The organism is Streptomyces sp. SYSU D01066-1 (assembly GCF_054956795.1).
Genome location: NZ_JBUDHV010000017.1, coordinates 72310 through 96620, shown reverse-complemented (window position 1 = coordinate 96620; position 24311 = coordinate 72310). Strand labels below are relative to the sequence as shown.

22 protein-coding genes and 1 riboswitch are annotated in these 24311 nt (G+C 73.9%); of the genes, 11 read left to right on the top strand and 11 right to left on the bottom strand.

What is annotated here, in order from left to right; all coding sequences use genetic code 11:
- Positions 1-12: 12 nt before the first annotated feature.
- Complete coding sequence (locus ACY1JF_RS18110) at positions 13-1401, bottom strand: alpha,alpha-trehalose-phosphate synthase (UDP-forming) (RefSeq protein ID WP_462706173.1); 1389 nt, start codon at positions 1399-1401, stop codon at positions 13-15.
- 42 nt (positions 1402-1443) lie between these two features.
- Positions 1444-2388 (bottom strand): glucosyl-3-phosphoglycerate synthase, encoded by a 945-nt coding sequence (locus ACY1JF_RS18105; protein ID WP_462706172.1) that lies wholly within the window; start codon positions 2386-2388, stop codon positions 1444-1446.
- Between the two features lie 156 nt (positions 2389-2544).
- Positions 2545-2686, top strand: a riboswitch (SAM riboswitch).
- A gap of 17 nt (positions 2687-2703) precedes the next feature.
- On the opposite strand from ACY1JF_RS18105, the gene thrC reads away from it, so the two are divergent.
- The 6 genes from thrC (at position 2704) to ACY1JF_RS18075 (ending at position 9895) form a co-directional block, all read left to right on the top strand.
- Entirely contained in the window at positions 2704-3993 is a 1290-nt protein-coding gene (thrC, locus tag ACY1JF_RS18100) for a threonine synthase (protein WP_462706171.1), read from the top strand.
- 37 nt (positions 3994-4030) lie between these two features.
- Positions 4031-4306: a MoaD/ThiS family protein gene (locus ACY1JF_RS18095; protein ID WP_462706170.1), complete on the top strand. Its 276-nt coding sequence runs from the start codon at positions 4031-4033 to the stop codon at positions 4304-4306.
- Between the two features lie 415 nt (positions 4307-4721).
- Positions 4722-4925 (top strand): cold-shock protein, encoded by a 204-nt coding sequence (locus ACY1JF_RS18090; RefSeq protein WP_004986573.1) that lies wholly within the window; start codon positions 4722-4724, stop codon positions 4923-4925.
- A gap of 372 nt (positions 4926-5297) precedes the next feature.
- Positions 5298-6923 (top strand): chaperonin GroEL, encoded by a 1626-nt coding sequence (gene groL / locus ACY1JF_RS18085; RefSeq protein WP_462706169.1) that lies wholly within the window; start codon positions 5298-5300, stop codon positions 6921-6923.
- A 173-nt stretch (positions 6924-7096) separates the two neighbouring features.
- Complete coding sequence (locus ACY1JF_RS18080) at positions 7097-8266, top strand: NADH:flavin oxidoreductase (protein WP_462706168.1); 1170 nt, start codon at positions 7097-7099, stop codon at positions 8264-8266.
- A gap of 78 nt (positions 8267-8344) precedes the next feature.
- The gene (locus ACY1JF_RS18075; RefSeq protein ID WP_462706167.1) at positions 8345-9895 is read left to right on the top strand and encodes a carboxylesterase/lipase family protein; all 1551 of its coding nucleotides are present in this window, start codon (positions 8345-8347) and stop codon (positions 9893-9895) included.
- A gap of 9 nt (positions 9896-9904) precedes the next feature.
- Here ACY1JF_RS18075 and ACY1JF_RS18070 read toward each other — a convergent pair whose 3' ends face one another.
- From ACY1JF_RS18070 to ACY1JF_RS18055, 4 genes are all read right to left on the bottom strand, one after another.
- Complete coding sequence (locus ACY1JF_RS18070; protein ID WP_462706165.1) at positions 9905-10471, bottom strand: hypothetical protein; 567 nt, start codon at positions 10469-10471, stop codon at positions 9905-9907.
- Positions 10419-12182, bottom strand: a complete 1764-nt coding sequence (locus tag ACY1JF_RS18065; RefSeq protein ID WP_462706164.1) for a PTS transporter subunit EIIC — start codon at positions 12180-12182, stop codon at positions 10419-10421. Before ACY1JF_RS18065 ends, ACY1JF_RS18070 begins: the two co-directional genes overlap by 53 nt.
- 16 nt (positions 12183-12198) lie before the next feature.
- The gene (gene murQ, locus ACY1JF_RS18060) at positions 12199-13125 is read right to left on the bottom strand and encodes an N-acetylmuramic acid 6-phosphate etherase (protein WP_462706163.1); all 927 of its coding nucleotides are present in this window, start codon (positions 13123-13125) and stop codon (positions 12199-12201) included.
- A 100-nt stretch (positions 13126-13225) separates the two neighbouring features.
- Complete coding sequence (locus tag ACY1JF_RS18055) at positions 13226-14113, bottom strand: MurR/RpiR family transcriptional regulator (protein WP_462706162.1); 888 nt, start codon at positions 14111-14113, stop codon at positions 13226-13228.
- 261 nt (positions 14114-14374) lie between these two features.
- On the opposite strand from ACY1JF_RS18055, the gene ACY1JF_RS18050 reads away from it, so the two are divergent.
- Positions 14375-14761, top strand: a complete 387-nt coding sequence (locus tag ACY1JF_RS18050) for a hypothetical protein (RefSeq protein WP_462706161.1) — start codon at positions 14375-14377, stop codon at positions 14759-14761.
- Positions 14758-15033: a DUF4031 domain-containing protein gene (locus tag ACY1JF_RS18045; protein WP_462706160.1), complete on the top strand. Its 276-nt coding sequence runs from the start codon at positions 14758-14760 to the stop codon at positions 15031-15033. Before ACY1JF_RS18050 ends, ACY1JF_RS18045 begins: the two co-directional genes overlap by 4 nt.
- Here ACY1JF_RS18045 and ACY1JF_RS18040 read toward each other — a convergent pair whose 3' ends face one another.
- On the bottom strand, positions 15034-16122 hold the full coding sequence (locus ACY1JF_RS18040; RefSeq protein WP_462706159.1) for a GNAT family N-acetyltransferase: 1089 nt from the start codon (positions 16120-16122) through the stop codon (positions 15034-15036).
- A 10-nt stretch (positions 16123-16132) separates the two neighbouring features.
- Positions 16133-16798 (bottom strand): HD domain-containing protein, encoded by a 666-nt coding sequence (locus tag ACY1JF_RS18035; protein WP_462706158.1) that lies wholly within the window; start codon positions 16796-16798, stop codon positions 16133-16135.
- A gap of 281 nt (positions 16799-17079) precedes the next feature.
- Here ACY1JF_RS18035 and ACY1JF_RS18030 point away from each other — a divergent pair, with 281 nt between their 5' ends.
- Positions 17080-17796 carry a copper homeostasis protein CutC gene (locus tag ACY1JF_RS18030; RefSeq protein ID WP_462706157.1) on the top strand — a complete coding sequence of 239 codons (717 nt, stop codon included), beginning with the start codon at positions 17080-17082 and terminating at the stop codon, positions 17794-17796.
- Positions 17797-17934: 138 nt separating this feature from the next.
- Here ACY1JF_RS18030 and ACY1JF_RS18025 read toward each other — a convergent pair whose 3' ends face one another.
- On the bottom strand, positions 17935-20034 hold the full coding sequence (locus ACY1JF_RS18025) for a HelD family protein (RefSeq protein ID WP_462706156.1): 2100 nt from the start codon (positions 20032-20034) through the stop codon (positions 17935-17937).
- 361 nt (positions 20035-20395) lie between these two features.
- On the opposite strand from ACY1JF_RS18025, the gene ACY1JF_RS18020 reads away from it, so the two are divergent.
- The gene (locus ACY1JF_RS18020; RefSeq protein WP_462706155.1) at positions 20396-20587 is read left to right on the top strand and encodes a hypothetical protein; all 192 of its coding nucleotides are present in this window, start codon (positions 20396-20398) and stop codon (positions 20585-20587) included.
- Positions 20588-20590: 3 nt separating this feature from the next.
- Here the strand turns inward: ACY1JF_RS18020 and ACY1JF_RS18015 are convergent, their stop codons facing one another.
- Positions 20591-22237: a DNA repair helicase XPB gene (locus tag ACY1JF_RS18015; RefSeq protein ID WP_462706154.1), complete on the bottom strand. Its 1647-nt coding sequence runs from the start codon at positions 22235-22237 to the stop codon at positions 20591-20593.
- Positions 22238-22488: 251 nt separating this feature from the next.
- Here ACY1JF_RS18015 and istB point away from each other — a divergent pair, with 251 nt between their 5' ends.
- Positions 22489-23886, top strand: coding sequence for an IS21-like element helper ATPase IstB (gene istB, locus ACY1JF_RS18010; protein ID WP_462706207.1), 1398 nt, complete (start codon positions 22489-22491; stop codon positions 23884-23886).
- Here istB and ACY1JF_RS18005 read toward each other — a convergent pair.
- Positions 23864-24097 (bottom strand): hypothetical protein, encoded by a 234-nt coding sequence (locus tag ACY1JF_RS18005; protein ID WP_462706153.1) that lies wholly within the window; start codon positions 24095-24097, stop codon positions 23864-23866. The genes istB and ACY1JF_RS18005 overlap by 23 nt on opposite strands.
- Positions 24098-24311 lie beyond the last annotated feature (214 nt).

The window sequence follows — 24311 nt, the reverse complement described above, 5'->3', positions numbered from 1 at the left end:
AAGCGCGGCGCCTCAGCCCCGCAGTGCCTCCAGCTGCTCCAGGAACCACCGCGCCGGCGGCAGCGCCGTCGCCGCCGCGGCCAGCCGCTTCGACCGCTCGGCCCGCTCTCCCGCCGGCAGGCTGAGCGCCTCGTGCAACGCCTCCGCCGTCCCCGTCACGTCGTACGGGTTGACGGTCACCGCGTCCTCGCCCAGCTCCTCGAACGCCCCGGCCTCCCGCGACAGCACCAGCGCGCACCCCTCCTCGGAGACGACCGGCACCTCCTTGGCGACCAGGTTCATGCCGTCCCGGATCGGGTTGACCAGCGCCACGTCCGCCAGCCGGTACGCCGCCAGCGACCGTGCGAAGTCGTCCTCGACGTGCAGCACGACCGGCGTCCAGCCGTCCGTCCCGTACTCCGCGTTGATCTCCTCGGCCACCCGCCGCACCTCGGCCGTGTACTCCCGGTAGACCGCGAGGTCCTGCCGGGACGGGTAGGCGAACGCCACGTGCACCACCCGCTCGCGCCACTCGGGCCGGTCCGCCAGCAGCCGCCGGTAGGCCAGCAGCCCGCGCACGATGTTCTTCGACAGCTCGGTCCGGTCGACCCGCACGACGGTCTTGCGCCCCGGTCCGATCTGCTCCCGCAGCGCCGCCATCCGCTCGTCCACGTCGGCCTCGCGCGACCGCTTCCGCAGGAAGTCCGCGTCCGCCCCGAGCCCGTGCACCCCCACCGCGGTCTTCCCCGGCCCGCCCACCAGCGCGTCGCAGCACGCGGTGAACGCGTCCGCCCACCGCCGGGTGAGGAACCCGAGCCGGTCCGCGCCCAGCATCCCGCGCAGCACCTGCGCGGCGATGTCGTCGGGCAGCATCCGGAAGTACTCCACCGGCGCCCACGGCGTGTGCGAGAAGTGGCTGATCCGCAGGTCCGGGCGCAGCTCGCGCAGCATCCCCGGCACCAGCGTCAGGTGGTAGTCCTGCACCAGCACGGCCGCGCCCTCGGCGGCCTCCTCGGCCAGCGCCTCGGCGAAGGCCCGGTTGAACGCCTCGTAGGACGCCCACTGCCGCCGGAACTCCGCGTCGAAGACCGGCTCCAGGGGCGTCTGGTACAGCATGTGGTGCACGAACCACAGCACCGAGTTGGCGATCCCGTTGTACGCGTCCGCGTGCACGTCGGCCGGTACGTCCAGCATCCGCACGCCGGCCTCGCCGGTCCCGCGCCGCACCGCCTCGCGGTCGCCGTCGGACAGTGCCGAGCACACCCACAGCGCCCCCGCGTCCGGGCCGATCGCCGACAGCCCGGAGACCAGCCCGCCGCCGCCGCGTTTCGACCGCAGCGAGCCGTCCTCCTGGATCTCGTACGAGACGGGGCCACGGTTGGAGGCCACCAGCACCTGAGCAGCACCGAACGTTGAAGCCATACGCCTCAACCTAGCCCGGCCGCCCACGGCTCAAACGTACGTTCACGCCACCTCGCGCCGGGCGTACTCGGCGATCTCCAGCATCGGCGGCCGTTCCTCGGTGTCCACCGAGAAGGTGCGCGGCTCGAAACCGTCCTCGCCGCGCTCGAACTGGGTCAGCGACGGCCGGACCAGATGGCCGCGGGCCAGCCGCAGCTGCGCGGTGCGGTAGATCGCGGCGGACATCCGGCCCAGCGCCTGCCCGTCCTGGTGCCGGTGCTTGCGCACCCCGACGTCCACCTGCGCCAGCGCGTCGAGCCCCACCAGGTGCAGCGCGTCCACCAGCATCCCCAGCTCCACCCCGTACCCGACGGGGAACGGCAGCCGCTCCAGCAGCGAGCGGCGGGCCGCGTACTCGCCGCCCAGCGGCTGCACGAACCCGGCCAGCCGCGGCCAGTGCATGTTCAGCAGCGGGCGGGCCATCAGCTCGGTGACCCGGCCGCCCTGGCCCGCGGCGGCGCCGAGCGGACGGTCGTACATGGCCTTGACCAGGTGCACGTCCGGCTCGGTGAGCAGCGGGCCGACGATGCCGGTCACGAAGTCGGACGAGAACTCCCTGAGGTCCGCGTCGACGAAGGCCACGATGTCGCCGCCCGTCACCAGCAGCGACCGCCACAGCACCTCGCCCTTGCCGGGCACGGGCGCGATGCGCGGCAGGATCTCGTCGCGGTGCGCGACGCGGGCGCCGGCCGCCGCGGCCACCTTCGCGGTGGCGTCCGTCGACCCGGAGTCGACCACCACGATCTCGTCGACCAGCGGCACCTGGCACATCAGGTCGTGCCGGATCGCCGCGACGATCTCGCCGACCGTCTCCTCCTCGTTCAGCGCGGGCAGCACCACACTGACCGTCTGGCCCGTGCGCTGCTTGGCGGCCAGGATCTGGTGGAGCGGCCGGTCGGTCACGGACCAGGAACGTGTGCTGAGCCAACGCTCGACTTCTTCCAGCACGGTCTGCGGCTCCTCCCTGTACGGACCACGCACCCCTCGTGTGATCCATCTCGCGCATCGGACGACTATCTCAACTGTCCTGGCCTTCGGTTACAGTCTTGGACAACGCGGATGACCATCGCATGTCGGGGGTGGCCGCCGCCGACAACCACATACAGCTCATCCAGAGGGGCAGAGGGACACGGCCCGATGAAGCCCCGGCAACCCTCCAGCCGGCACTCGTGAAGAAGCGAGGCTCCCGGCTCGGGAAGGTGCCAAATCCGTCTCACGGCGAAATGCGCCGTGAGGAAGATGAGGAGAAAGGGCCTCGCCTCCATGGCTGTGCAGACCGCCGAAAGCACCACCACTCCCGCCGCCTCCGTCGATCTCGGCTCCGCCACGGCGCTCTCCTGCCGGGAATGCGGCCACCGCGTGCCCCTCGGCCCGGTCTTCGCCTGTGAGGAGTGTTTCGGCCCGCTGGAGATCGCTTACGACTTCTCGTCCTACGACACCGAGAAGCTCCGCGCGCGCATCGAGGCGGGCCCCACCAACATCTGGCGTTACGCGCCCCTCCTGCCGGTCCCGGCGGACGTCGCCGACAAGCCCAACATCAACCCGGGCTGGACCAAGCTGGTCAAGGCCGACCGCCTCGCCGCCGAGCTGGGCGTCACCGGCGGCCTGTACGTCAAGGACGACTCCGGCAACCCCACGCACTCCTTCAAGGACCGCGTCGTCGCCCAGGCCCTGGAAGCGGCCCGCGCCTTCGGCTTCACCACCCTGTCCTGCTCCTCCACCGGCAACCTGGCCGGTGCCGTCGGCGCCGCCGCCGCCCGCGCCGGCCTGCGCTCGTGCGTGTTCATCCCGCACGACCTGGAGCAGGGCAAGGTCGTCATGGCCGCGATCTACGGCGGCGAACTCGTCGGCATCGAGGGCAACTACGACGACGTCAACCGCTTCTGCTCCGAGCTGATCGGCGACCCGGCCGGCGAGGGCTGGGGCTTCGTCAACGTCAACCTGCGCCCCTACTACGCCGAGGGCTCCAAGACCCTGGCGTACGAGATCTGCGAACAGCTCGGCTGGCGGCTGCCCGACCAGCTCGTCGTGCCCATCGCCTCCGGCTCCCAGCTCACCAAGATCGACAAGGGGCTGAAGGAGCTGATCGAGCTCGGCCTGGTCGAGGACAGGCCGTACAGGATCTTCGGCGCTCAGGCGGAGGGCTGCTCGCCGGTCTCCACCGCCTTCAAGGCCGGGCACGACGTGGTCCGCCCGCAGAAGCCGGACACCATCGCCAAGTCCCTCGCGATCGGCAACCCGGCCGACGGCCCCTACGTCCTCGACATCGCGCGCCGCACCGGCGGCGCGGTGGAGGACGTGAACGACGAGCAGGTCGTCGAGGCGATCAGGCTGCTGGCGCGGACCGAGGGAATCTTCGCGGAGACCGCGGGCGGGGTCACGGTGGGGGTGACCAAGAAGCTCATCGAGGCGGGGGTCCTGGACCCGGCGCTGACCACCGTCGTGCTCAACACCGGGGACGGGCTGAAGACGCTGGACGCGGTGGCGGGGACCGGCCTCACGGCGACGATCCGGCCGAACCTCGAATCGTTCCGCGAGGCGGGGCTGGCGTGACGCGCCCCTACGTAGATTCCCTGACCGGAGGTTCCAAGTGAGTGTCTCTGTCCGCATCCCGACCATCCTGCGCACCTACACCGGCGGGCAGGCCGAGGTGACCGCCGAAGGGGCCACCCTCGGCGAGGTCATCGCCGACCTGGAGAAGAACCACGCCGGCATCTCCGCCCGCGTCCTCGACGACCAGGGCAAGCTGCGCCGCTTCGTCAACGTCTACGTCAACGACGACGACGTCCGCTTCGAGCAGGGCCTGGAGACGGCCACCCCCGACGGGGCCGGCGTCTCCATCATCCCGGCCGTCGCCGGCGGCTGACGCGGTCACCCGCCGTCCCTGGAATTGCCCCCTCCGCAATAGAAGCGGAGGGGGCAATTCCATGTGGTTGAGCGGGGTAGAGTTGGGGAACGCGCCGATGATCGCGAAAGCGCGAACCGAGAATTCCTGCCGCACGCCCGACTAGATGTAGCCAAACTGTGGTCGTCCCTCGCGGCTTTTGTGGCCTTTGTGTGGCCCGACTTGCCCCGGATTCCAGTGATTTCTCGCCATATTCCGGACCGCGCCCGTCCGGATTTCTCGTCCAATTGACCTGTTGCGCAGGGCAGTTGGACAGATACATTCGGCCGCGGTCGACGCGTTCCGGCGCACGCCCCCGAACCGTTTGGGGGGCGAGGTCTGACCCGGATCCGCGAAGTGCGGATCTGTGCAAGGGCCAGTAATAGGGGAGTTAGGCATGGCTCAGGGCACCGTCAAGTGGTTCAACGCGGAGAAGGGGTACGGCTTCATCGCGGTCGACGGTGGTGCGGATGTTTTCGTCCACTACAGCGCGATCCAGATGGACGGCTACCGCACCCTTGAAGAAGGCCAGCGGGTCGAGTTCGAGATCTCGCAGGGCCAGAAGGGCCCGCAGGCCGACATGGTCCGCGTCACTGCCTGATCCGCGCGACCACCGCAGCGAACGGTCTTCTCCGCAGGGCCCGCGCCTCACCGAGGCGCGGGCCCTGCGGCATGTCCGGGCCGTGCCCGCGGGCGGCCGGGCGCGGCCCCCGGTCCGGGGGAGGCGCTCGCGCCCGCCCGCCGCCCGGCCGCCCCCCTCATCGGGCCCTCTTCGAGGGAGCGCCTTGCACTCGGAGGGGTCGAGTGCTAATCATTGCGTTAGCACTCTGAAGGTGAGAGTGACAACGAAGGACCGGGTCGGTGAGGCCCGCGGGCCGGCGTGGGGAAGGAACCACGGGGCCGGCGAGCCGTCCGTCGCGGGCGCGGGCGCGGTCCGAAGGAATCACCCCCAGTCCTGGAGGGACCACTTCACATGGCCAAGATCATCGCGTTCGACGAGGAGGCACGGCGCGGCCTCGAGCGCGGCATGAACCAGCTCGCGGACGCCGTCAAGGTGACGCTCGGCCCCAAGGGCCGCAACGTCGTCCTCGAGAAGAAGTGGGGCGCCCCCACGATCACCAACGATGGTGTCTCCATCGCCAAGGAGATCGAACTCGAGGACCCGTACGAGAAGATCGGCGCCGAGCTGGTCAAGGAAGTCGCCAAGAAGACGGACGACGTCGCCGGTGACGGTACGACCACCGCGACCGTCCTCGCCCAGGCCCTGGTCCGCGAGGGCCTGCGCAACGTGGCGGCCGGCGCCAACCCGATGGCCCTGAAGCGCGGCATCGAGAAGGCCGTCGAGGCCGTCTCCGCCGCCCTGCTGGAGCAGGCGAAGGACGTCGAGACCAAGGAGCAGATCGCCTCCACGGCCTCCATCTCCGCCGCCGACACCCAGATCGGCGAGCTGATCGCCGAGGCCATGGACAAGGTCGGCAAGGAAGGCGTCATCACCGTCGAGGAGTCCCAGACCTTCGGTCTGGAGCTGGAGCTCACCGAGGGTATGCGCTTCGACAAGGGCTACATCTCGGCGTACTTCGCCACCGACATGGAGCGTATGGAGGCCGTCCTCGACGACCCGTACATCCTGATCGCCAACTCCAAGATCTCCGCCGTCAAGGACCTGCTCCCGCTCCTGGAGAAGGTCATGCAGTCGGGCAAGCCGCTGCTGATCATCGCCGAGGACGTCGAGGGCGAGGCCCTGTCGACCCTGGTCGTCAACAAGATCCGCGGCACCTTCAAGTCCGTCGCCGTCAAGGCCCCGGGCTTCGGCGACCGCCGCAAGGCCATGCTCGGCGACATCGCCATCCTCACGGGCGGCGAGGTCATCTCCGAGGAGGTCGGCCTCAAGCTGGAGAACGCGACCCTGGACCTCCTGGGCCGCGCCCGCAAGGTCGTCATCACCAAGGACGAGACCACCATCGTCGACGGCTCCGGTTCCGCCGACCAGGTCGCCGGCCGGGTCAACCAGATCCGCGCCGAGATCGAGAACAGCGACTCGGACTACGACCGCGAGAAGCTCCAGGAGCGCCTGGCCAAGCTCGCGGGCGGCGTCGCGGTCATCAAGGCCGGTGCCGCCACCGAGGTGGAGCTCAAGGAGCGCAAGCACCGCATCGAGGACGCCGTGCGCAACGCCAAGGCGGCCGTCGAGGAGGGCATCGTCGCCGGTGGTGGCGTGGCCCTGCTCCAGGCCTCCCAGGTCTTCGAGAAGCTGGAGCTGGACGGCGACGAGGCGACCGGCGCCAACGCCGTGAAGCTCGCGCTGGAGGCCCCGCTGAAGCAGATCGCCGTCAACGGCGGTCTCGAGGGCGGCGTCGTCGTGGAGAAGGTCCGCAACCTCACCGTCGGCCACGGTCTGAACGCCGCGACCGGTGAGTACGTCGACATGATCGCCGAGGGCATCATCGACCCGGCGAAGGTGACGCGCTCCGCGCTGCAGAACGCCGCGTCCATCGCCGCGCTGTTCCTCACCACCGAGGCCGTCATCGCCGACAAGCCGGAGAAGGCGGGCGCCGCCCCGGCCGGCGGCGGCATGCCGGGCGGTGACATGGACTTCTGATCGGCCCGAGGGCTGATCGAGCGTCCTTCGTTCCGAGGGCGGCGCCTCCTGTTCTTCCGACAGGGGGCGCCGCCCTCGGCGTTTTCCGGCGGCCACTGTGAACCGGGTCACGGACCGCTCACGGCAGGAATGCCATGAGCGCGGGGACGGGTTGTGCCTGAGGCGCGCGTTGTATGCGCGTGCACATACCGTCCGGTTCCCCCCTCCCGACCAAGGAGCTCCCCGTGACCGACGCCGCCTCCCGCGCCGCCGAGATCCTCTCCCGGCCCACCACGATCAACGGCCTGACCGTGCCGAACCGCGTCGTGATGGCGCCGATGACCCGGATGTTCTCGCCGGGCGGCGTCCCGGGCGAGGACGTGGTGTCGTACTACGCCCGCCGCGCCGCCGCCGGCGTCGGACTGATCGTCACCGAGGGGACGTACGTCGGTCACCCCTCCGCCGGGCAGAGCGACAGCGTGCCGCGGTTCCACGGGGAGGAGCAGCTGGCCGGATGGGCGAAGGTCGCCGAGGCGGTGCGCGCGGCGGGCGGCACGATCGTGCCCCAGCTGTGGCACATCGGGATGGTGCGCAACGAGGGGGAGCCGCCGTTCGCCGACGCCCCGGCCGTCGGGCCGTCCGGGCTGCGGCTCGGGGCGGACGAGCCCACCGGCAAGGTGATGACGCGGCAGGACATCGACGACGTGGTCGCGGCGTTCGCGCAGGCCGCCGCCGACGCCGAGCGCATCGGGTTCCACGGGGTCGAGATCCACGGCGCCCACGGCTACCTCGTCGACCAGTTCCTGTGGGAGGGCACCAACCGCCGTACCGACGCCTACGGCGGCGACCCGGTGGCCCGCACGAAGTTCGCCGCCCGGATCGTGGCGGCGGTGCGGGAACGGGTCTCGGCGCGGTTCCCCGTCATCTTCCGGTTCTCGCAGTGGAAGTCGGACCACTACGGCGCCCGTCTCGCCCAGACCCCCGAGGAGCTGGACGCGATCCTCGCCCCGCTCGCCGCCGCCGGTGTCGACGCCTTCCACGCCTCCACGCGGCGCTACTGGCTGCCGGAGTTCGACGGCTCCGACCTCAACCTCGCCGGCTGGACGAAGAAGCTGACCGGCAAGCCCGTCATCACCGTCGGCTCGGTGGGGCTCGACGGCGAGTTCGGCAGGGCGTTCACCGGCGAGGGCGCCGCGGTCAAGGGCCTCGACGAGCTGCTGGACCGGCTGGAGCGCGACGAGTTCGACCTGGTCGCCGTCGGCCGGGCGCTGCTCCAGGACCCGCGGTGGGCCGAGAAGGTGCTGTCCGGCCGCTTCGACGAGCTGGCCCCGTTCGACCCGGCGGCGCTGAAGACCCTGAGCTGAGCCGGTGCCCGGCGGGGCGTAGGGTCCGTGAGATCACCAACTGGCGTACGGCCGACGGTAACCAGTCAGGAGTGGTCGATGACGGACACGCGGGTCAGCGGGGGCAGTGGGGGCAGCGGGGCCGGCGGGGTCGTGGTGGGCACCGCCGGCGGCGCGGTGCGCGGACGCCGGGAGGGCGGTCTCACCGTCTTCCGGGGCATCCCGTTCGCCGCGCCGCCGGTCGGAGCGGCGCGGTTCGCCGCGCCGCGCCCGGCGAAGGCGTGGGACGGTGTCCGGGAGGCGTACGCCTTCGGTCCGCCGCCCCCGCAGGACCTGCTGGTCCCGGGCCGGGCGGCGGCCGGGTCGGGCGACGGCGACTGGCTGACCGTCAACGTCTGGACGCCCGACGCCGATCCGGCCGCCCGCCGTCCGGTGATGGTGTGGATCCACGGCGGCGCCTACAAGCTCGGGCACGGCGGCAGCCCCGGCTACGACGCCCGCCGGATAGCCGCCGACGGCGACCTGGTCGTCGTCACCCTCAACTACCGGCTGGGGATGGAGGGGTTCGCCCGCATCGACGGTGCGCCCGCCAACCGGGGGCTGCTCGACCAGGTGGCCGCGCTGGAGTGGGTGCGGGAGAACATCGAGGGGTTCGGCGGGGATCCGGAGCGGGTCACCGTCTTCGGGGAGTCGGCCGGCGCCGGTTCGATCGCCGCGCTGCTGGTCATGGACCGGGCGGAGGGCCTGTTCCGGCGGGCGATCGCGCAGAGCGTGCCGGGCACGTTCTTCTCCGACGGGCTGGCCCGGGACATCGGCGCCGCCCTCGCCGCCGAGGCGGGGCTGCGCCCGACCGTCGCCGACCTCGCGGCCGTGGACCCCGACCGGCTGGTCCGGGCGGGGCAGACGCTGGCCGCGAAGATGCCCGGGTACACCGGCCGCTGGGGGCGGGCCGCGCCGACGGTGACGCCGTACTCGCCCGTCGTCGACGGTGACGTCCTGCCGGTCCTGCCCTGGCGGGCGCTGGCGAAGGGGGCGGCGCGGGACGTGGACCTGGTCGTCGGGCACAACCGCGACGAGTTCCGGCTCTTCGTCGCCATGGGCGGACAGCTCGGCACGATCGGGGAGGAGCGGGCGGCGTCCGCGCTGCGGATGTACGCGCCGGGCCCCGGGGGAGAGGCCGCCTACCGGGCCGCCTTCCCCGACGCGGGCGCCGGGGAGCTGTACGAGAAGGTGCAGACGGACTGGCTGTTCGCCGTGCCGACGATGCGGCTGGCCGAGGCCCACCTGGCGGGCGGCGGCCGGGCGCACGCCTACGAGCTGACCTGGCCGGCGCCGGGCGGCGGCGGCGGACTCGGCGCCTGCCACGCGCTGGACCTGCCGCTGCTCTTCGGCACGTTCGACGCGGACCTGGGCGCGCTGCTCTTCGCCGGGGCCGAGCCCGACGAGGCGGCGCTGGCGCTGTCCGCCCGCTTCCGGGCCTCGTGGACCGCGTTCGCCCAAAGCGGCGACCCGGGCTGGCCCGCGTACGACACCGAACGGCGGCTCGTGCAGGTCCTGGACGCCGAGCCCGCCGTCGTCCGCTACCCGGAGGAGACGACCCGGCGGCTGTGGGAGGGGCACGAGATCACCGAGCTGCCCCTGTGCGTCTGACCGGGGCGCTCACGGCATCGGTTCGACGTCCCCGCGCAGCGGTGTCCCCCACACCCGCAGCACCTCGTAGTCGGTGAACTCGTGGACGAGGCGGTACGCCGGGGCCGGGCGGGGGCCCCGGCGCTCCGCCGCGAGGTACAGCTCGGCCTCGCGGCGGTCGCGGCGCGGGGTGCCGCACAGCTGCCACGCCTGGCCGTTCCACGCCTCCGGGAGCCAGCGCTGCTGGGGCCGGGGGCGGTCGTCGCGCAGGCCGTAGCGGGACTGGACCGGCTCGGCGGGACGGGAGCGGGCGGGAGCGCCGCCCCCGTACTCGGCGCGGCGGGCGGAGCGGCGCCGGGTCTCGCACAGCAGGCACAGGTCGGGGGCGGCCTCGTCCACCGGCCCGCTGGGATGCTCGGGGCAGCGGGTGCTGGGGGCCGCCGTCGACGCGCTCTCCGCCAGCAGGTCCAGGGCGCGGCGCAGATCGCCCCGCATCTCGTGCAGCTTGGCGTCGGGGGTGTCGGCGGTCAGGGCCTCGCCGTGCTCACCGAGGAGACGCAGGGCGCGGCCCAGGGCGGTCAGCTGGGCGTGGTTCATGTCCTTCAGAATCGCACACCGCACTGACAGCGCCCGCCGCGCGCGGACCGCGCAGCCCGCCGAAGAGGTAGGTGGCCGCGAAGCCGACGGCGTACCCCGTCAGCAGCCCGCCGCCGTAGACCGCCGCCGTCACCGCCGGCCCCCGGTCCCCGGCCAGCAGCGGGAACAGGGCCCAGCCGGACGGGCCGATCGCCGTCGCCCCGACCTCGGTGCCGAGCATCGCGAACAGGCCGACGAACGCGCCGCCCGCCGCGCCGCCCGCGCAGGCCGTCAGGAACGGGCGGCCCAGGGGGAGGGAGACGCCGTAGATGAGGGGTTCGCCGACGCCGAGCAGCCCGGCCGGGAGCGCGGACCTGATCGTCGTACGCAGGGACGTGTCGTGGCGCAGCCGGACGTAGACCGCGACCGCCGCGCCGACCTGGCCCGCGCCCGCCATGGCCAGCAGCGGCAGCAGCACGGTGTGGCCCTGCTGGTCGATGAGGGTGGTGTGCAGGGGGATCAGGGCCTGGTGCAGGCCGAGCATGACCAGGGGGAGGAAGAGGCCGCCCAGGAGCAGGCCGGCCAGGACGCCCGTGGTCGTCAGCAGCCAGGTCGCCGCCGTGCCGACGGCGGACGCCACCTCGCCGGCCGCGTACATCAGGACGTACAGCGTGGCCAGGCCCGCGACCAGGACGGTCAGGGTCGGGGTGAGCAGGACGTCCAGGGTGCCGGGCAGGCGGGCGCGGCACCACTTCTCGACGTACGTGCCGAGCAACGCCGCCGCCAGCGCGCCGAGCACCCCGCCCTGGCCGGGGGCGAGCGGGGCGCCGAACGCGGCCACCTGGACGACGCCCGGGTGGACCACGACGGCGGCGACCGCGCCGCCCAGCACCGGCGTGCCGCCGAACTCGCGGGCCGTGTTGTGCCCGACGAACACCGCGATCAGCGCCATGAAGGCGGTGGAGAGGGCGGTGAGGGCGGGGGTGAGGCCGGGGAGCAGGCCGAGGCTGCGCAGGAGGCCGGCGGCGCCCGCGAGCATGCCGCAGCCGATCAGGGCCGGGACGAGCGGGACGAAGACGTCCGCCACCCGCCGCAGCCCCCGCTTCAGCGGGGTGGCGTTGCGCTCCTTCTGCCGCGCCCTCAGCGCCGCACCGCGCCGGGCGAGGACACCGGCCGTGTCAGGCCCGGCGCCGGCCGGGGCGCCCCCGTGCCCGCGCTCGCTTCCTTCCCCGCCCTCGCCCCCGTGCCCGCGCTCGTGCTCGCCCCCGTGCCCGCGCTCGCTTTCTTCCCCGCGCTCGCCCCCGAGCCCGCCCTCGCCCTCGCCCCCGAGCCCGCGCTCGCCCCCGAGCCCGCCCTCGCCCCCGTGCCCGCGCTCGCCCCCGAGCCCGCCCTCGCCCCCGTGCCCGCGCTCGTGCTCGCCCCCGTGCCCGCGCTCGCTCTCGCCCTCGCGCTCGCCCTCCCCTACGTCCTCGCTCCCCAGCAGCGCCTCGAACGCCTCCGTCACCCGTCCGACCCTCCCCGGCCCCAGCACCACCTGGTACGCCTCCCCGTCCTCCACCACGCCGAGGACGCCGGGCAGCGCCCGCAGGTCGGCGTCCCGCACCCGGGCCCGGTCGGCCAGGACCAGGCGCAGGCGGGTCACGCAGTGGGCGACGGAGACGACGTTGGCGGGGCCGCCGACCAGGGGGAGGAGGGCGGTGGCGGTGGCGATGGCTCGGGGGTCCTGGTGCACCCCCCGAGCCTGCGGGTCAGCGCGCCGTCGCGGCCAGCGCGGCGCGCAGCCGGCCGCCGGAGTCCTCCAGAAGGCGGGCGGCCGTCGGGCCGTCGACCCCCGCCAGCAGGATCAGCACGGCCTGCTTGACCTCGCCGCCGGCCGCGTCCAGCGCCCGCTCGATCTCCTCGTCCCCGGCGCCGGTGGCCTGCGCGACGATCCGCCGGGACCGGGCGCGCAGCTTCTCGTTGGAGGCGCGGACGTCGACCATCAGGTTCCCGTACGTCTTGCCGAGCCGGATCATGGTGATCGTCGACAGCATGTTGAGGACCAGCTTCTGGGCGGTGCCCGCCTTCAGCCGGGTGGAGCCGGCGATCACCTCGGCTCCGGTGACGACCTCGATGCCGTGCTCGGCGGCGGCGGCCAGCGCGCTGCCCTCGTTGCAGGCGAGCCCGACGGTGAACGCGCCCAGCGCGCGGGCGTGCGTGACGGCCGCGACGGCGTACGGGGTGCGGCCGGAGGCGGAGACGCCGACCACCGTGTCGTCGGGGGTGAGGCCGAGCGCGTCCAGGTCGGCGCGGGCCAGCTCGGCGGAGTCCTCGGCGCCCTCGACGGAGGTGATCACGGCGTCCGGTCCGCCCGCGATCAGGCCGACGACCCGCCCGGGTGCCGTGTTGAAGGTGGGCGGGCACTCGGAGGCGTCCAGCACGCCGATCCGTCCGGCGGTCCCGGCCCCGGCGTACACGAGCCGCCCGCCGCGTCCCATCCGTACGGCGATCGCGTCGACGGCGGCGGCGACCTCGGGCAGCCGCGCGGCGACGGCGGCGGCGACCTTGGCGTCCTCCCCGTTCATGAGCCGGGCGATGTCGAGGGCCGGCAGCCGGTCGATCTCGGCGAGGTCCGGCCGGACCGCTTCGGTGGAGAGACCGTCGAGCTGGGAGCGGAGTTCCGGAATGGAGGTCATGGAGTGACAGCCCTTTTCCACGTCGGTGTCGATGGCGCCCCGGAAGGAGCGCGGGGAACTGCGCGAGCGGCCACGGCAAACCCGCGGCCGCCCACGACGATCAAGCCCTGCGACGCCCCGGAGCGTGCCGGTGGGCCAACGCCTCGTAGGACGCGGACAGGGCCGGCCCCGCCGCCTCGTACGTCCGCTGCGCCACCCCCACGAACAGGCAGTCCACCACCAGCAGCTGCCCCGTCCGGGAGGACATCGCCGCCGGCCGCAGCTCGCTCTCCCGCGCCGCGGACGTCGTCAGCACGTGGTCGGCGTACTGCGTCACCGGCCCGTTCGGCCACCCCGTGACCGCCACCGTCGTCGCCCCGCGCTCGAAGGCGACCCGCAGCGGCTCGATCACGTCCCCGGTCGACCCGGAGTGCGTGATCGCGACGGCGACGTCCCCGGCGCGCAGCTGCACCGCGTTGGTGACGGCGAGGTGCGGATCGGAGTGGGCGTGGGCTATCCGCCCTATGCGCAGCAGCTTCTGGGTGAGGTCCTGGGCGACCAGCCCCGACGCCCCGATGCCGTACACGTCGGTGCGCCGGGCCCCGGCGAGCGCGGTGACCGCCGCGCCGAGCTGGGCGGTGTCCAGGCCGGCCGCCGTGTCCGCGAGGGTCTGCCGCTCGTCGTGGGCGAGCTTGGCGACGACGTCGGCGATCGGGTCGTCCACCGCGATGTCGCTGGTGAGGGCGGGCGCCCGCCCGGACTGCTGCGCGGCGGCGAGCCCGGCGAGGGCGAGCCGCAGGTCGCGGTAGCCGGGGTAGCCGAGCAGGCGGGAGGTGCGCACGACGGTCGCCTCGCTGGTGCCGGTCAGCTCGGCGAGCCCGGTGACCGTGAGCGCGGCGCAGCCCGCCGGGTCCCGCGCGACGGCCTCGGCGACCCGCTGCATGGAACGGGTCATGGACGGCGCCAGGGCGCGCACCTTGGCCGCGAGCACGGTGGGCGCGGCGGGCATGACCGGTGTGGCGGGCCTGGCGGGCCTGGCGGGCCTGGCGGGCGTGGCGGGTGAGGTGGATGTGACCGGGGTGGCCGAGGCGATGGGTGTGACCGGGGTGGCGGACGTGACGGACGTGGCGGGCGTGGGCGACGCGGGTGTGACGGGTGTGGCGGATGCGGGCGACGCGGGTGCCGTGCCGGAAGTTTCCTTCACGCCGTCAGTCATGGGTGAAAGATATTTTCGTTCCGGCGCCGGGGCAAGAGTGCGCACAATGGGTGCATGCATCCCATCAGCCCCCTGGAACAGGCGCTGCACGCCGCCCGCGCCCTGGTCCTCGCCGACCTCGTCGCGGGCGAGGTCGCCGAGGCGGACGTCGTCTCGCTGGTCGAGGAGTCCGTCGTGCGGCGGCGCTGGTGGGTCGGGCAGTGGCCCGACGGCGCCCCGTTCGTGGCGGGGCTGGTCGCGCAGGACGTGCAGGACGCGCTGCTGGAGCGGTACGGCCGCTGGCCGCTGTGCCCGGTGTGCGGCTCCGGCGACCCGCACGCCCTGGACGTCGAGCCGGAGCTGGGCCCCGACCCGCACTGGGTCTGCCCCGAGGCGGGCGTGAAGGTCGCCGCGGTGGGCTCGCTGGGCACGGCCCTCGGCGGACCGGGGGCCTCCTCGTGACCGTCTACGTCGATCCGCCGTCCTGGCCCGGCCACGGGCGCATGTGGTCGCACCTGGTCAGCGACGTCTCCTACGACGAACTGCACGCCTTCGCACGCCGCCTGGACGTGCCCCGCCGGGCCTTCGACCGCGACCACTACGACCTGCCCGCCCACCGGTACGCGGACGCCGTGCGGGCCGGCGCGCGGGAGGTGAGCAGCCGTGAGGTGGTGCGGCTGCTGCGCGGGGCGGGGCTGCGCCGCCCCAAGCGCGGCGCCGGGGCGGCCGGGTGATCAGCCCCGCAGTTCGTAGGCGAGGAATTCCGCGTCCACCGGGTCCTCGGTCGGCACCCGGGTGAAACCGGCCCGCTCCAGCACCGCCTGCGAGGCGTGGTTGTCCGGCTCGGTGCGGGCGAAGACGCGTCCCACCCCGGGCCGGGCCAGCGCCCACCCCGAGAGCGTGTGCAGCGCCTCGGTGGCGTAGCCGTGGCCGCGCGCCGCCTCGACGAGGTCGTAGCCGACCTCCACCCGGCCGTCCTCGTCGGGCGCCCCGTGGAAGCCCATCGCGCCGATCGCCAGTCCGTCCGCGCGGCGCACCAGCGCGTACATCCCCCACTCCGGCCGGTGCACGCCCCCCTCGTACGCCTTCACCACCATCCCGGCGCCCTCGCGCGTGCCGTCGACCGGCCCGCCCCCGGCCCAGGGGAAGCCGCCGTCGCCGCCGAGGGCGAGGTCGTTCGCGGCGGCCGGGGTGACCCCTTCGAGGACGAGCCGCTCGGCCGGGAGCACGAGGTTGTTGCACCACTTCCACCCGGTCACCGGGGCCCGGCCCGGCAGCTCGCCCCGCCCGGTGGCCCACAGCAGGGTGCGCCAGGCGTCGGTGCCGGGCCGCACGTGCGGGAAGATCCGCGTCAGGACGTACGCGCACAGCTCGGCGGGCGGCTCGTACGCCACGCCGAGGCCGGTGGTGATGTCGTGGGTGTGCAGCAGCACTTCGGCGATCCCCATGGCGGCGAAGCCGTCCCGGTTCGCGTTCCGGAAGGGGTACGGGTGGAAGGCGCGGACGTCGCGGGGCGTGGTGCGGACGGCGGCGGCGAGCAGCGCGCCGGTGGTCCGGACGACCTGGAGCAGCCCCTCGTTGCCGGTGCCCTCGTCCAGGGCGATCCCGAAGGGGACGTACGCGTCGGCGGCCCGCCCGGCCAACTGGCCCGCGTACGCGATGAGATCGCTCGCGATGTGCAGTGCCGTCTTTCGGCAGCTCCACTCCAGCCGCCCGGCCCGCACCGCCTCCCAGTCCCGGTCCGCCACCGTGCCCAGCACCGCCACGGCGTCCGCGACGGCCGCCTCCACCTGTTCCCCGCCCAGTTCGCCCGTGTTCCGCATGGCGGGCAGGCTACGGGGCCGGGGAACCGTCCGGCGACAGCATTTCCAGCTCTCCGGCGAGGTTGTACCGGGCGGTCGCCTCCCACGCGCGCCGCCCGTACGGCGTCCGGAACAGCCGGGGCAGGCCGAGGAGCCGGCGCAGGACCGCCGACCGGCCGGTGCGGAAGGCGTCGTCCGGCACGAAGTGGTACTCCTGGCGGACGGCCGCGGCGTAGGCGGCGTAGGCCGACGGCGGCGCGGCGAGGACCGCCAGGTCGGCGTCGCACAGCACCTCGCCGTCGCGGTCGCCGTCGGCCGGGTCGTGCGAGACGGTGAGCCGGACGAGGCGGGCCACCTCGGCGGTCCTCGCCGCCGGGACCCCGGCCTCGGTCAGGGCGCGCTCGGCGAGCCGCGCCGACCGCTCCTCGTTCTCCGACCGCTCCGGCAGGTAGACCGCGTCGTGGAACCAGGCGGCGAGGCGGACGACGTCGGGGTCGTCGGCGTACTCCTGGAGCGTGTCGACGTGGTCCAGGACCGCCGTCAGGTGCGCGACGGTGTGGTAGCGGCGCTGCGGCTGCGACCAGCGGGCGAGCAGGTCGTCGGCGTACGGCGCCGGGTCGGGTGCGGTGGCGTCCGTGCCCCGGACCCCGTCCAGGGCACGGGCGAAGCGGGCGCGGAGGGCGTCGGGATCGGCCATGCGGTCATTCTCCCGCGACGAGGCGCCGCGACGCCCCGGCGGGGCCGTGCCGGCACCCGCCCGCCGGCGGCGCGGCCGCCCCCGTACGGCTCCCCGCGGGACGGCCGGCGGCGGCGCGGCCGGCGGACCGGCCGGGGCGCGGGAGCGGGAACCGGCCGTCTTCGGGCGGGCCGAGCGGCGTGCGCCGGGGCGCGCGGGCGGGGACGCTAACCTGTCCGGTGATTGGACTAGACCTGTAGCCGTGCCGGTGGACGCCGGTGGACGCCGACGAATGGGGCCCCATGAGCAAGCGTGCACTCCTGGAGGTGATCGCCCTCGACGTCGAGGACGCGGTCGCCGCCCGGGCCGGAGGCGCGGACCGCCTCGAACTGGTCACCGACATGGCGGCCGACGGACTCGCCCCGTCGGCCGCGACCGTCACCGCGGTCCGCGCCGCCGTCGACATCGACGTACGCGTGATGCTGCGGCTCGCCGACGGCTTCGCCGCCGGGTCCGCCGGGTCCGCCGGGTCCGCCGGGGACATCGAGCGGCTGGTGCGGGTCGCGGGGGAGCTGCGGGAGGCGGGGGCCGACCAGTTCGTGCTGGGGTTCCTCGACGCCGCCGGGGACGTGGACCTGGCGGTGGTGGAGCGGCTGGCGGCGGTGCTGGAGGGGTGCCGGTGGACGTTCCACCGCGCCATCGACCGGGCCGCCGACCGGGCCGCGCTGCGCAAGCGGCTCGCGGGCTTCCCCGGCCTGGACACGTATCTGACGGCCGGGGCGGCCGGCGGGGTCGACGAGGGACGGGACGTGCTGGTCGCCGAGGCGCGGCTGCGCGGCGAGCCCGGCTACGAGCAGCGGCTGCTGGTCGGGGGCGGGCTGCGGCTGGACCACGTGCCGGGGCTGCTGGACGCCGGGATCGACGGGTTCCACATCGGCGGGGCGGCCCGGCCGCAAGGGTGGGAGGGGCCGGTTTCCGCGGGGGCGGTCGCTCAGTGGCGGCGGGTGTTGGGGGACTGAGCGTCGGCTCCTGCGCGCCGGCGTTCGCGGGGGTGGGGCGCGGCCCGGCGCCGGCCGGGTGCCGCCGCGCCCGCCCGTGCCGCCCCGGGGGTGCCTCCCAGGCCGTTCAGGCACTGGGGGAGGCACGATCGCCCGCGGCTACGCCGCGAGTTGCCGCGGCAGCGGACCCGTATGCGTCACGATCAGCCCCGACACCGCCCGCGTGAGGCACACGTACAGCCGCCGCAGCCCCGTTTGCTCGTCCGGCTCCCCGTCCACCACCGCCCCCGGCTCGTCGAGGACCACGTAGTCGTACTCCAGGCCCTTGGCCAGCGAGGCCGGGACCAGGGTCAGCCGGGCGCCCTCCGTGGTCTCCTCGCCCGGCGCGAGATGCCCGACGCCCGCCTCCGTCAGCTCCCGCGCCAGCTCGGGGACCCGGACGTCGGCGGCGATGAGCCCGACCGACCCCTCCCGGCGCAGCAGCTCGCGGCAGGCCGCCACCACGTCGGCCGCACCGCCGGCGTCCCGGACCTCGAAGAAGCCGGGGTTCTCCCGGACCGACGCCACCGGCCTCAGCCCCGGCGCGATGTGCGGCAGCAGCCGGGAGGCGTACGCGATCACGTCCGTCGGCACCCGGAAACCGGCCGTCAGCTCCTCCACCACCGCCCCCTCCTTGCCCAGATGGGCCAGCGCCTCCCGCCAGCTCCGGGTCGCCCACGGCGTGGTGCCCTGCGCCAGGTCGCCGAGGACGGTCGCGGAACCGGTGGTGCAGCGCCGGCCCACCGCCCGGTACTGCATGGGGGAGAGGTCCTGCGCCTCGTCCAGGACGACGTGCCCGAGGGAGTGCGTGCGCTCGATCAGATCCACCGCTTCGTCGATCAGCACCGCGTCCGCCGCCGACCACTTGGCGGTCTTCACCGACCTGGCCGGCTTCGCCCACAGCACCGCCTTCTGCTCGTCCTCCGTGAGCAGACCCTCGGCGTGTTCGGCGAGGAACTCCGGCTCCGACAGCAGCCGCAGCACCAGTTTCGCCGGGTCGACGGCCGGCCACACCGCCTTCACGCACGCCTTGACCGCCGCGCTGCGCGCCACCGCGTTCTGCACCCGGTCGTCCGGCGCCTCGCCCGCCCGCTCCATCTGCACCAGCACGGCGTGCGCGATGCGCTGCGGCAGGGCCTCGCGGGCGGCGCCGTACCGGATGTCCCGGTCCAGCAACTCCCGCACCAGCTCCTCCACCTCGTACGCCGCCACCCGCCGGCGCCGCGAGCCGCGCACGACGACGACGGGCTCGACGGGCATCGAGACGTGCGAGTACAGCGCCCGGCGCAGCACCTCCGCCATCCGCGCGTCGCCCTTGACCACCGCCGTCGCCGCCTCGTCGGTGCCGCGCACCTCGACGTGGGCCACCAGGTCGTCGACGGTGGCCTGCCGGACGGTCAGCTCGCCGAGCGCGGGCAGCACCTGCTCGATGTAGTGCAGGAAGGACCTGTTCGGCCCGATGACCAGGGTGCCGGTGCGGGCGAGCCGCTCGCGGTGCGCGTACAGCAGGTACGCCACCCGGTGCAGGCCGACGGCGGTCTTCCCGGTGCCGGGACCGCCCTGCACGCAGACCGATCCGGACAGCCCGGCGCGCACGATCTCGTCCTGCTCCGGCTGGATGGTGGCGACGATGTCCCGCATCGGACCGACGCGGGGCCGCTCGATCTCCCGCTGGAGCAGCTTGCTGGTGGCCGCCGCCTCGGCCGGGTCGGTCAGCCGTTCGTCCTCGTACGCGGTGATCTCGCCGCCGGTGTAACCGAACCGGCGGCGCAGCTCGACGCCCTTCGGGTCCTTCCTGGAGGCCTGGTAGAACGGCTGCGAGACGGGCGCCCGCCAGTCGATGACCATCGGGTCGCCGTCGGCGTCGTGGACGTGCCGCCGCCCGATGTGCAGTGTCCGATAAGCGGCCTCCGGCCGCGGGCTCTCCCCTTCCGCTCCCTCCGCCCCCGGCGCGTGCGCGTAGTCGAGCCGGCCGAAGAACAGCGGGGTGTCGCTGAGGTCGGCCAGGGCCTTGACGCGGTCCTCGATCTGCCGCTGCAGGACGGCGGCGTTGACCCAGTTCGCGGTGACGTCGCTGATGTCGAGGGACTCGACGTCGGCCCGCATGGCGCGCAGGGCCGCACGGGACGCGGCCAGGTGGGCGCGCTCCCGGGCGAGGGGGTCGGACCCGGGGTCGGACAGGGGGGCGGACGCGGGGTCGTCGTGGACGGGCGTGGACAAGGGGGTGCCTCCGGCGGACCTGGGGTGGTGAGTGCGGATGCCGGCCGGTTTCCGTCCGGACGGCGGCGCTCCGTGAGGGAGGCGGGAAGAGCGGAGATTGTAGAGGAGTGCGCAGGCCAGGGGCCAACGGATTTCCCGCGTCCCTGAGGGACCGCCCCTGAGGGACCGTCCCTGAGGGACCGTCCCTGAGGGACCGTCCCTGAGGGACCGCCCCTGAAGACCCCTGCGCCCCTCAGGGGCCCCCTCCTCCCGCAGGCGTACGGGAGGAGGGGGCGGGTGGGCCGCGGGGCGGAGGCGACGGGCGGCGGGGTTCGGCCGGAGGACCGACGCCACCGGCACCCCGCCACCGCACCATGGACACATGAGCGCAGCGACCGTCTCCCCGACGGCAGCCCCGGCACCGGGCCGCACGTCCGCCGCCCCGCGCCCGGCCGCCGTCCACCGCCTGGCCCACGCCCTGCGTGCCGTCAAGACCTTCGCGGGCGCCGCCTTCGACGTCGTGGTCCTCGGCGAGTACGACGACGAGGAGGCGGGCGTCCGCCGCCGGCGGTGAGCCTCAGGCGTCCCCCGCCAGCAGCTCGTCCGCGTCCATGATCCGGTACGCGTACCCCTGCTCCGCCAGGAACCGCTGCCGGTGGGCGGCGAAGTCCTGGTCGAGGGTGTCGCGGGCGACCACCGAGTAGAAGTGGGCCTGGTGGCCGTCGGCCTTCGGGCGGAGCACCCGGCCCAGGCGCTGCGCCTCCTCCTGCCGCGACCCGAACGTCCCCGACACCTGCACGGCGACCGTCGCCTCCGGCAGGTCGATGGAGAAGTTGGCGACCTTGGACACCACCAGGACGTTGATCTCGCCCTGCCGGAACGCCTCGAACAGCTTCTCCCGCTGCGCGTTGGACGTGTCGCCCTTGATCACCGGAGCGCCCAGGTGCTCGCCCAGCTCGTCGAGCTGGTCGATGTACTGGCCGATGACCAGGATCTGCTGCCCGGCGAACCGGCGCACGATCGCCTCGGTCACCTTCCGCTTGGTCGCGGTCGTCGCGCAGAAGCGGTACTTCTCCTCGGCCTCGGCGGTCGCGTACGCCAGCCGCTCCGACTCGGTCAGGTTGACCCGCACCTCCACGCAGTCGGCGGGCGCGATGTACCCCTGCGCCTCGATCTCCTTCCACGGCGCGTCGAACCGCTTCGGCCCGATCAGCGAGAACACGTCCGACTCGCGGCCGTCCTCCCGGACCAGGGTCGCGGTGAGGCCCAGGCGCCGCCGGGCCTGGAGGTCGGCGGTGAACTTGAAGACCGGCGCGGGCAGCAGGTGCACCTCGTCGTAGACGATCAGCCCCCAGTCCCGGGAGTCGAACAGCTCCAGGTGCGGGTAGACGCCCTTGCGCCGGGTCGTCAGCACCTGGTACGTGGCGATGGTGACCGGCCGGATCTCCTTCCTGGTCCCGCTGTACTCGCCGATCTCGTCCTCGGTCAGCGACGTGCGCTTGACCAGCTCGTGCTTCCACTGCCGGGCGGAGACCGTGTTGGTGACCAGGATCAGGGTCGTCGACTTCGCCTGCGCCATCGAACCGGCGCCGACCAGCGTCTTGCCCGCACCGCAGGGCAGCACCACCACCCCGCTCCCGCCGTGCCAGAAGTTCTCCACCGCCTGCTTCTGGTACGGGCGCAGCGCCCAGCCGTCCTCGGCCAGCTCGATCGGGTGCGCCTCGCCGTCGACGTACCCGGCGAGGTCCTCGGCGGGCCAGCCCAGCTTCAGCAGCGTCTGCTTGATCTGCCCGCGCTCGGAGGGGTGCACGGCGACCGTGTCGGGGTCGATGCGGGCGCCGACCAGCGGGGCGATCCGCTTCGACTTCAGCACCTCCTCCAGCACCGGCCGGTCGGTGGTGGTCAGCACCAGCCCGTGCGCCGGGTGCTTGGACAGGGTGAGGCGGCCGTAGCGGTCCATCGTCTCGGCGATGTCGACGAGCAGCGCGTGCGGCACCGGGTAGCGGCTGTACTGGACGAGGGCGTCGACGACCTGTTCGGCGTCGTGGCCCGCCGCCCGCGCGTTCCACAGGCCCAGCGGTGTCACCCGGTAGGTGTGGATGTGCTCCGGCGCCCGCTCCAGCTCGGCGAAGGGGGCGATGGCACGGCGGCAGTCGCCGGCCAGCTCGTGGTCGACTTCCAGGAGCAGCGTCTTGTCGGACTGGACGATGAGCGGACCATTCACGGACGGCACCCTTTCGCGCGCGTACGGCCGACGCCGGCTGGACGGATCGGCCAAACGTCCAGTGTGCCTGATCGGCCCGGGAACGCCAGGGGCCGGTGGGCCCGGCCGGAGAGGGCGGCCCCGCGGTCCCGGGTTTCCGGCGGGCGTCCCGTCCTACTGGATGTCTTTTCATTCCAACGTGTGGTGTGAATTCCCTTCCCCCGGACAGCCCAGCAAAATGAGCCACCGTGCCCCCTGTACAGAACACCCCGATGCCGACCCTCGGCTACGCCCTTTTCGCCACCCGCTGGCTCCAGGCCCCCCTTTATTTCGGCCTGGTCGCCGCGCAGGGCGTGTACGTCTACAAGTTCTTCAACGAACTGTGGGCCTTACTCCTGCGCTGCGTGAGCGGGCAGGCCAGCGAGACCTACGTCATGCTCGCCGTGCTGAAACTGGTCGACGTCGTCATGATCGCCAACCTGCTGATCATGGTCATCGTCGGCGGTTACGAGACCTTCGTCTCGCGTATCGGCCTCCAGGGCCACCGGGATCAGCCGGAATGGCTTTCGCACGTCAATTCCAACGTGCTGAAGGTGAAACTGGCCACCGCCATCGTGGGTATTTCCTCGGTCCACCTGCTCCAGATGTTCGTGGACGTCCACCACACCTCCCGCCACGCCCTGCTGTGGGGCACCGTCATCCACATGGCGTTCATCGTCTCGGCGGCGATCCTGGCGTACATGTCGGGCCCGATGGCACGGCACGCGGAGCGCGGGCACCTGGCCGAACGGCGGCAGGAGCGGCCCACGGCGGACCTGCCGGCGACGCCGGGGACACCCGCGACCCACGCGCCCACCCGCCACGCGCCCGCCGCCCACGTGCCCATCCCCCAGGCGCCCGAGACCCACGTGCCCATCCCCCAGGCGTCCGCCGCCCACGTGCCCATCCCCCAGGCGTCCGCCGCCCACACGCCCACCCCCCAGACGCCCGCGTCCCCGGTGCCCGTCGGCCACGTGCCCACCGCCCAGGCCGCCGCCCCCTTCCCGGCCCAGCGGCGGGTGGAGCCGCCGCCCGCGCGTGCGGCGGACGGGGCCGAGGACCGGATCCGGGAAGCCGGTTTCCCGTGGCGCAAGGTGCTGGAGGACTTCGACGAGAGCCACCCCCTCGCCTTCGACCGGGAGACCGTGGCCCGGCTCGGCAAGCTGGACTTCCTCACCGCCCGGCACAACGTGGTGTTCTCCGGCCCGCCCGGCACCGGCAAGACGCACCTGGCCGTCGGGCTCGGGACGCGCGCCTGCCAGGCCGGTCACCGGGTGCTGTTCGCGACCGCCGCCGAGTGGGCCGCCCGGCTCGCCGAGGCCCGTACGGCCGGCCGGCTCACCGAGGAACTGACCGCCCTCGACGCCTACCCCCTGCTGATCGTCGACGAGGTCGGCTACACCCCCTTCGACCCGGCGACCACGACCCTCTTCTTCCGGCTCGTCGCCCACCGCTACGAACGCGGCTCGCTGATCGTGACCGGGGACCGTCCGCCCGCCCGCTGGGACGAGGTCTTCGGCGGCCCGTCCGTCCCGGCGATGGTGGACCGCCTGGTCCACCACGCCGAGCTGGTGCGCCTCGAAGGGGAGAGCTACCGCGCCCGCCCCGCTACCGCAGCATGGGCAGACTGACCGTGTTCACCAGCGGTCCCTCCACGGAGACCAGCTCCCCGTTGGCCGGCGCCTGTCCGCCCGCGCCCGGCAGCGGGAGCGGCAGTGCGGCGGCCTCGGGGACCAGCGCGGCGATCAGCGCGGCGGCGACGAGCAGGGCGGAGAGGGAGACGGCGACGGCGGAACGGACGGAGACGGCGGTACGGGCCGTGGTGGACAGCTTGGAACCCATGGGACTTCCGGCCTTTCGCGGAGCGGGAGGAGGAGCAGGAGCGGGAGTGCTCGGGTGCGCGGTGCACGATGCGTGGTGAGCGTGCGCGGTGAGCGTGCGCGGTGCGCGGGCCGGCCCGGGGTGGGCCGGCCCGCGCGGAGAGGGACGGGACGGGTCAGAAGGTGAGGCCGCCGCCCAGGTCGATACCGACCGCGGCGGCCTCGGCGGCGAACGC

Bases quoted from the DNA above. Each gene is read 5' to 3' on its own strand.
- ACY1JF_RS18110 (WP_462706173.1), bottom strand. From the start codon at position 1,401: ATGGCTTCAACGTTCGGTGCTGCTCAGGTGCTGGTGGCCTCCAACCGT.
- thrC (WP_462706171.1), top strand. From the start codon at position 2,704: ATGGCTGTGCAGACCGCCGAAAGCACCACCACTCCCGCCGCCTCCGTC.
- ACY1JF_RS18040 (WP_462706159.1), bottom strand. From the start codon at position 16,122: ATGCGGAACACGGGCGAACTGGGCGGGGAACAGGTGGAGGCGGCCGTC.
- ACY1JF_RS18030 (WP_462706157.1), top strand. From the start codon at position 17,080: ATGAGCAAGCGTGCACTCCTGGAGGTGATCGCCCTCGACGTCGAGGAC.
- ACY1JF_RS18075 (WP_462706167.1), top strand. From the start codon at position 8,345: ATGACGGACACGCGGGTCAGCGGGGGCAGTGGGGGCAGCGGGGCCGGC.
- ACY1JF_RS18055 (WP_462706162.1), bottom strand. From the start codon at position 14,113: ATGCCCGCCGCGCCCACCGTGCTCGCGGCCAAGGTGCGCGCCCTGGCG.
- ACY1JF_RS18090 (WP_004986573.1), top strand. From the start codon at position 4,722: ATGGCTCAGGGCACCGTCAAGTGGTTCAACGCGGAGAAGGGGTACGGC.
- ACY1JF_RS18080 (WP_462706168.1), top strand. From the start codon at position 7,097: ATGCGCGTGCACATACCGTCCGGTTCCCCCCTCCCGACCAAGGAGCTC.
- ACY1JF_RS18020 (WP_462706155.1), top strand. From the start codon at position 20,396: ATGAGCGCAGCGACCGTCTCCCCGACGGCAGCCCCGGCACCGGGCCGC.
- istB (WP_462706207.1), top strand. From the start codon at position 22,489: ATGCCGACCCTCGGCTACGCCCTTTTCGCCACCCGCTGGCTCCAGGCC.
- ACY1JF_RS18050 (WP_462706161.1), top strand. From the start codon at position 14,375: ATGCATCCCATCAGCCCCCTGGAACAGGCGCTGCACGCCGCCCGCGCC.
- ACY1JF_RS18035 (WP_462706158.1), bottom strand. From the start codon at position 16,798: ATGGCCGATCCCGACGCCCTCCGCGCCCGCTTCGCCCGTGCCCTGGAC.
- ACY1JF_RS18005 (WP_462706153.1), bottom strand. From the start codon at position 24,097: ATGGGTTCCAAGCTGTCCACCACGGCCCGTACCGCCGTCTCCGTCCGT.
- ACY1JF_RS18070 (WP_462706165.1), bottom strand. From the start codon at position 10,471: ATGAACCACGCCCAGCTGACCGCCCTGGGCCGCGCCCTGCGTCTCCTC.
- murQ (WP_462706163.1), bottom strand. From the start codon at position 13,125: ATGACCTCCATTCCGGAACTCCGCTCCCAGCTCGACGGTCTCTCCACC.
- groL (WP_462706169.1), top strand. From the start codon at position 5,298: ATGGCCAAGATCATCGCGTTCGACGAGGAGGCACGGCGCGGCCTCGAG.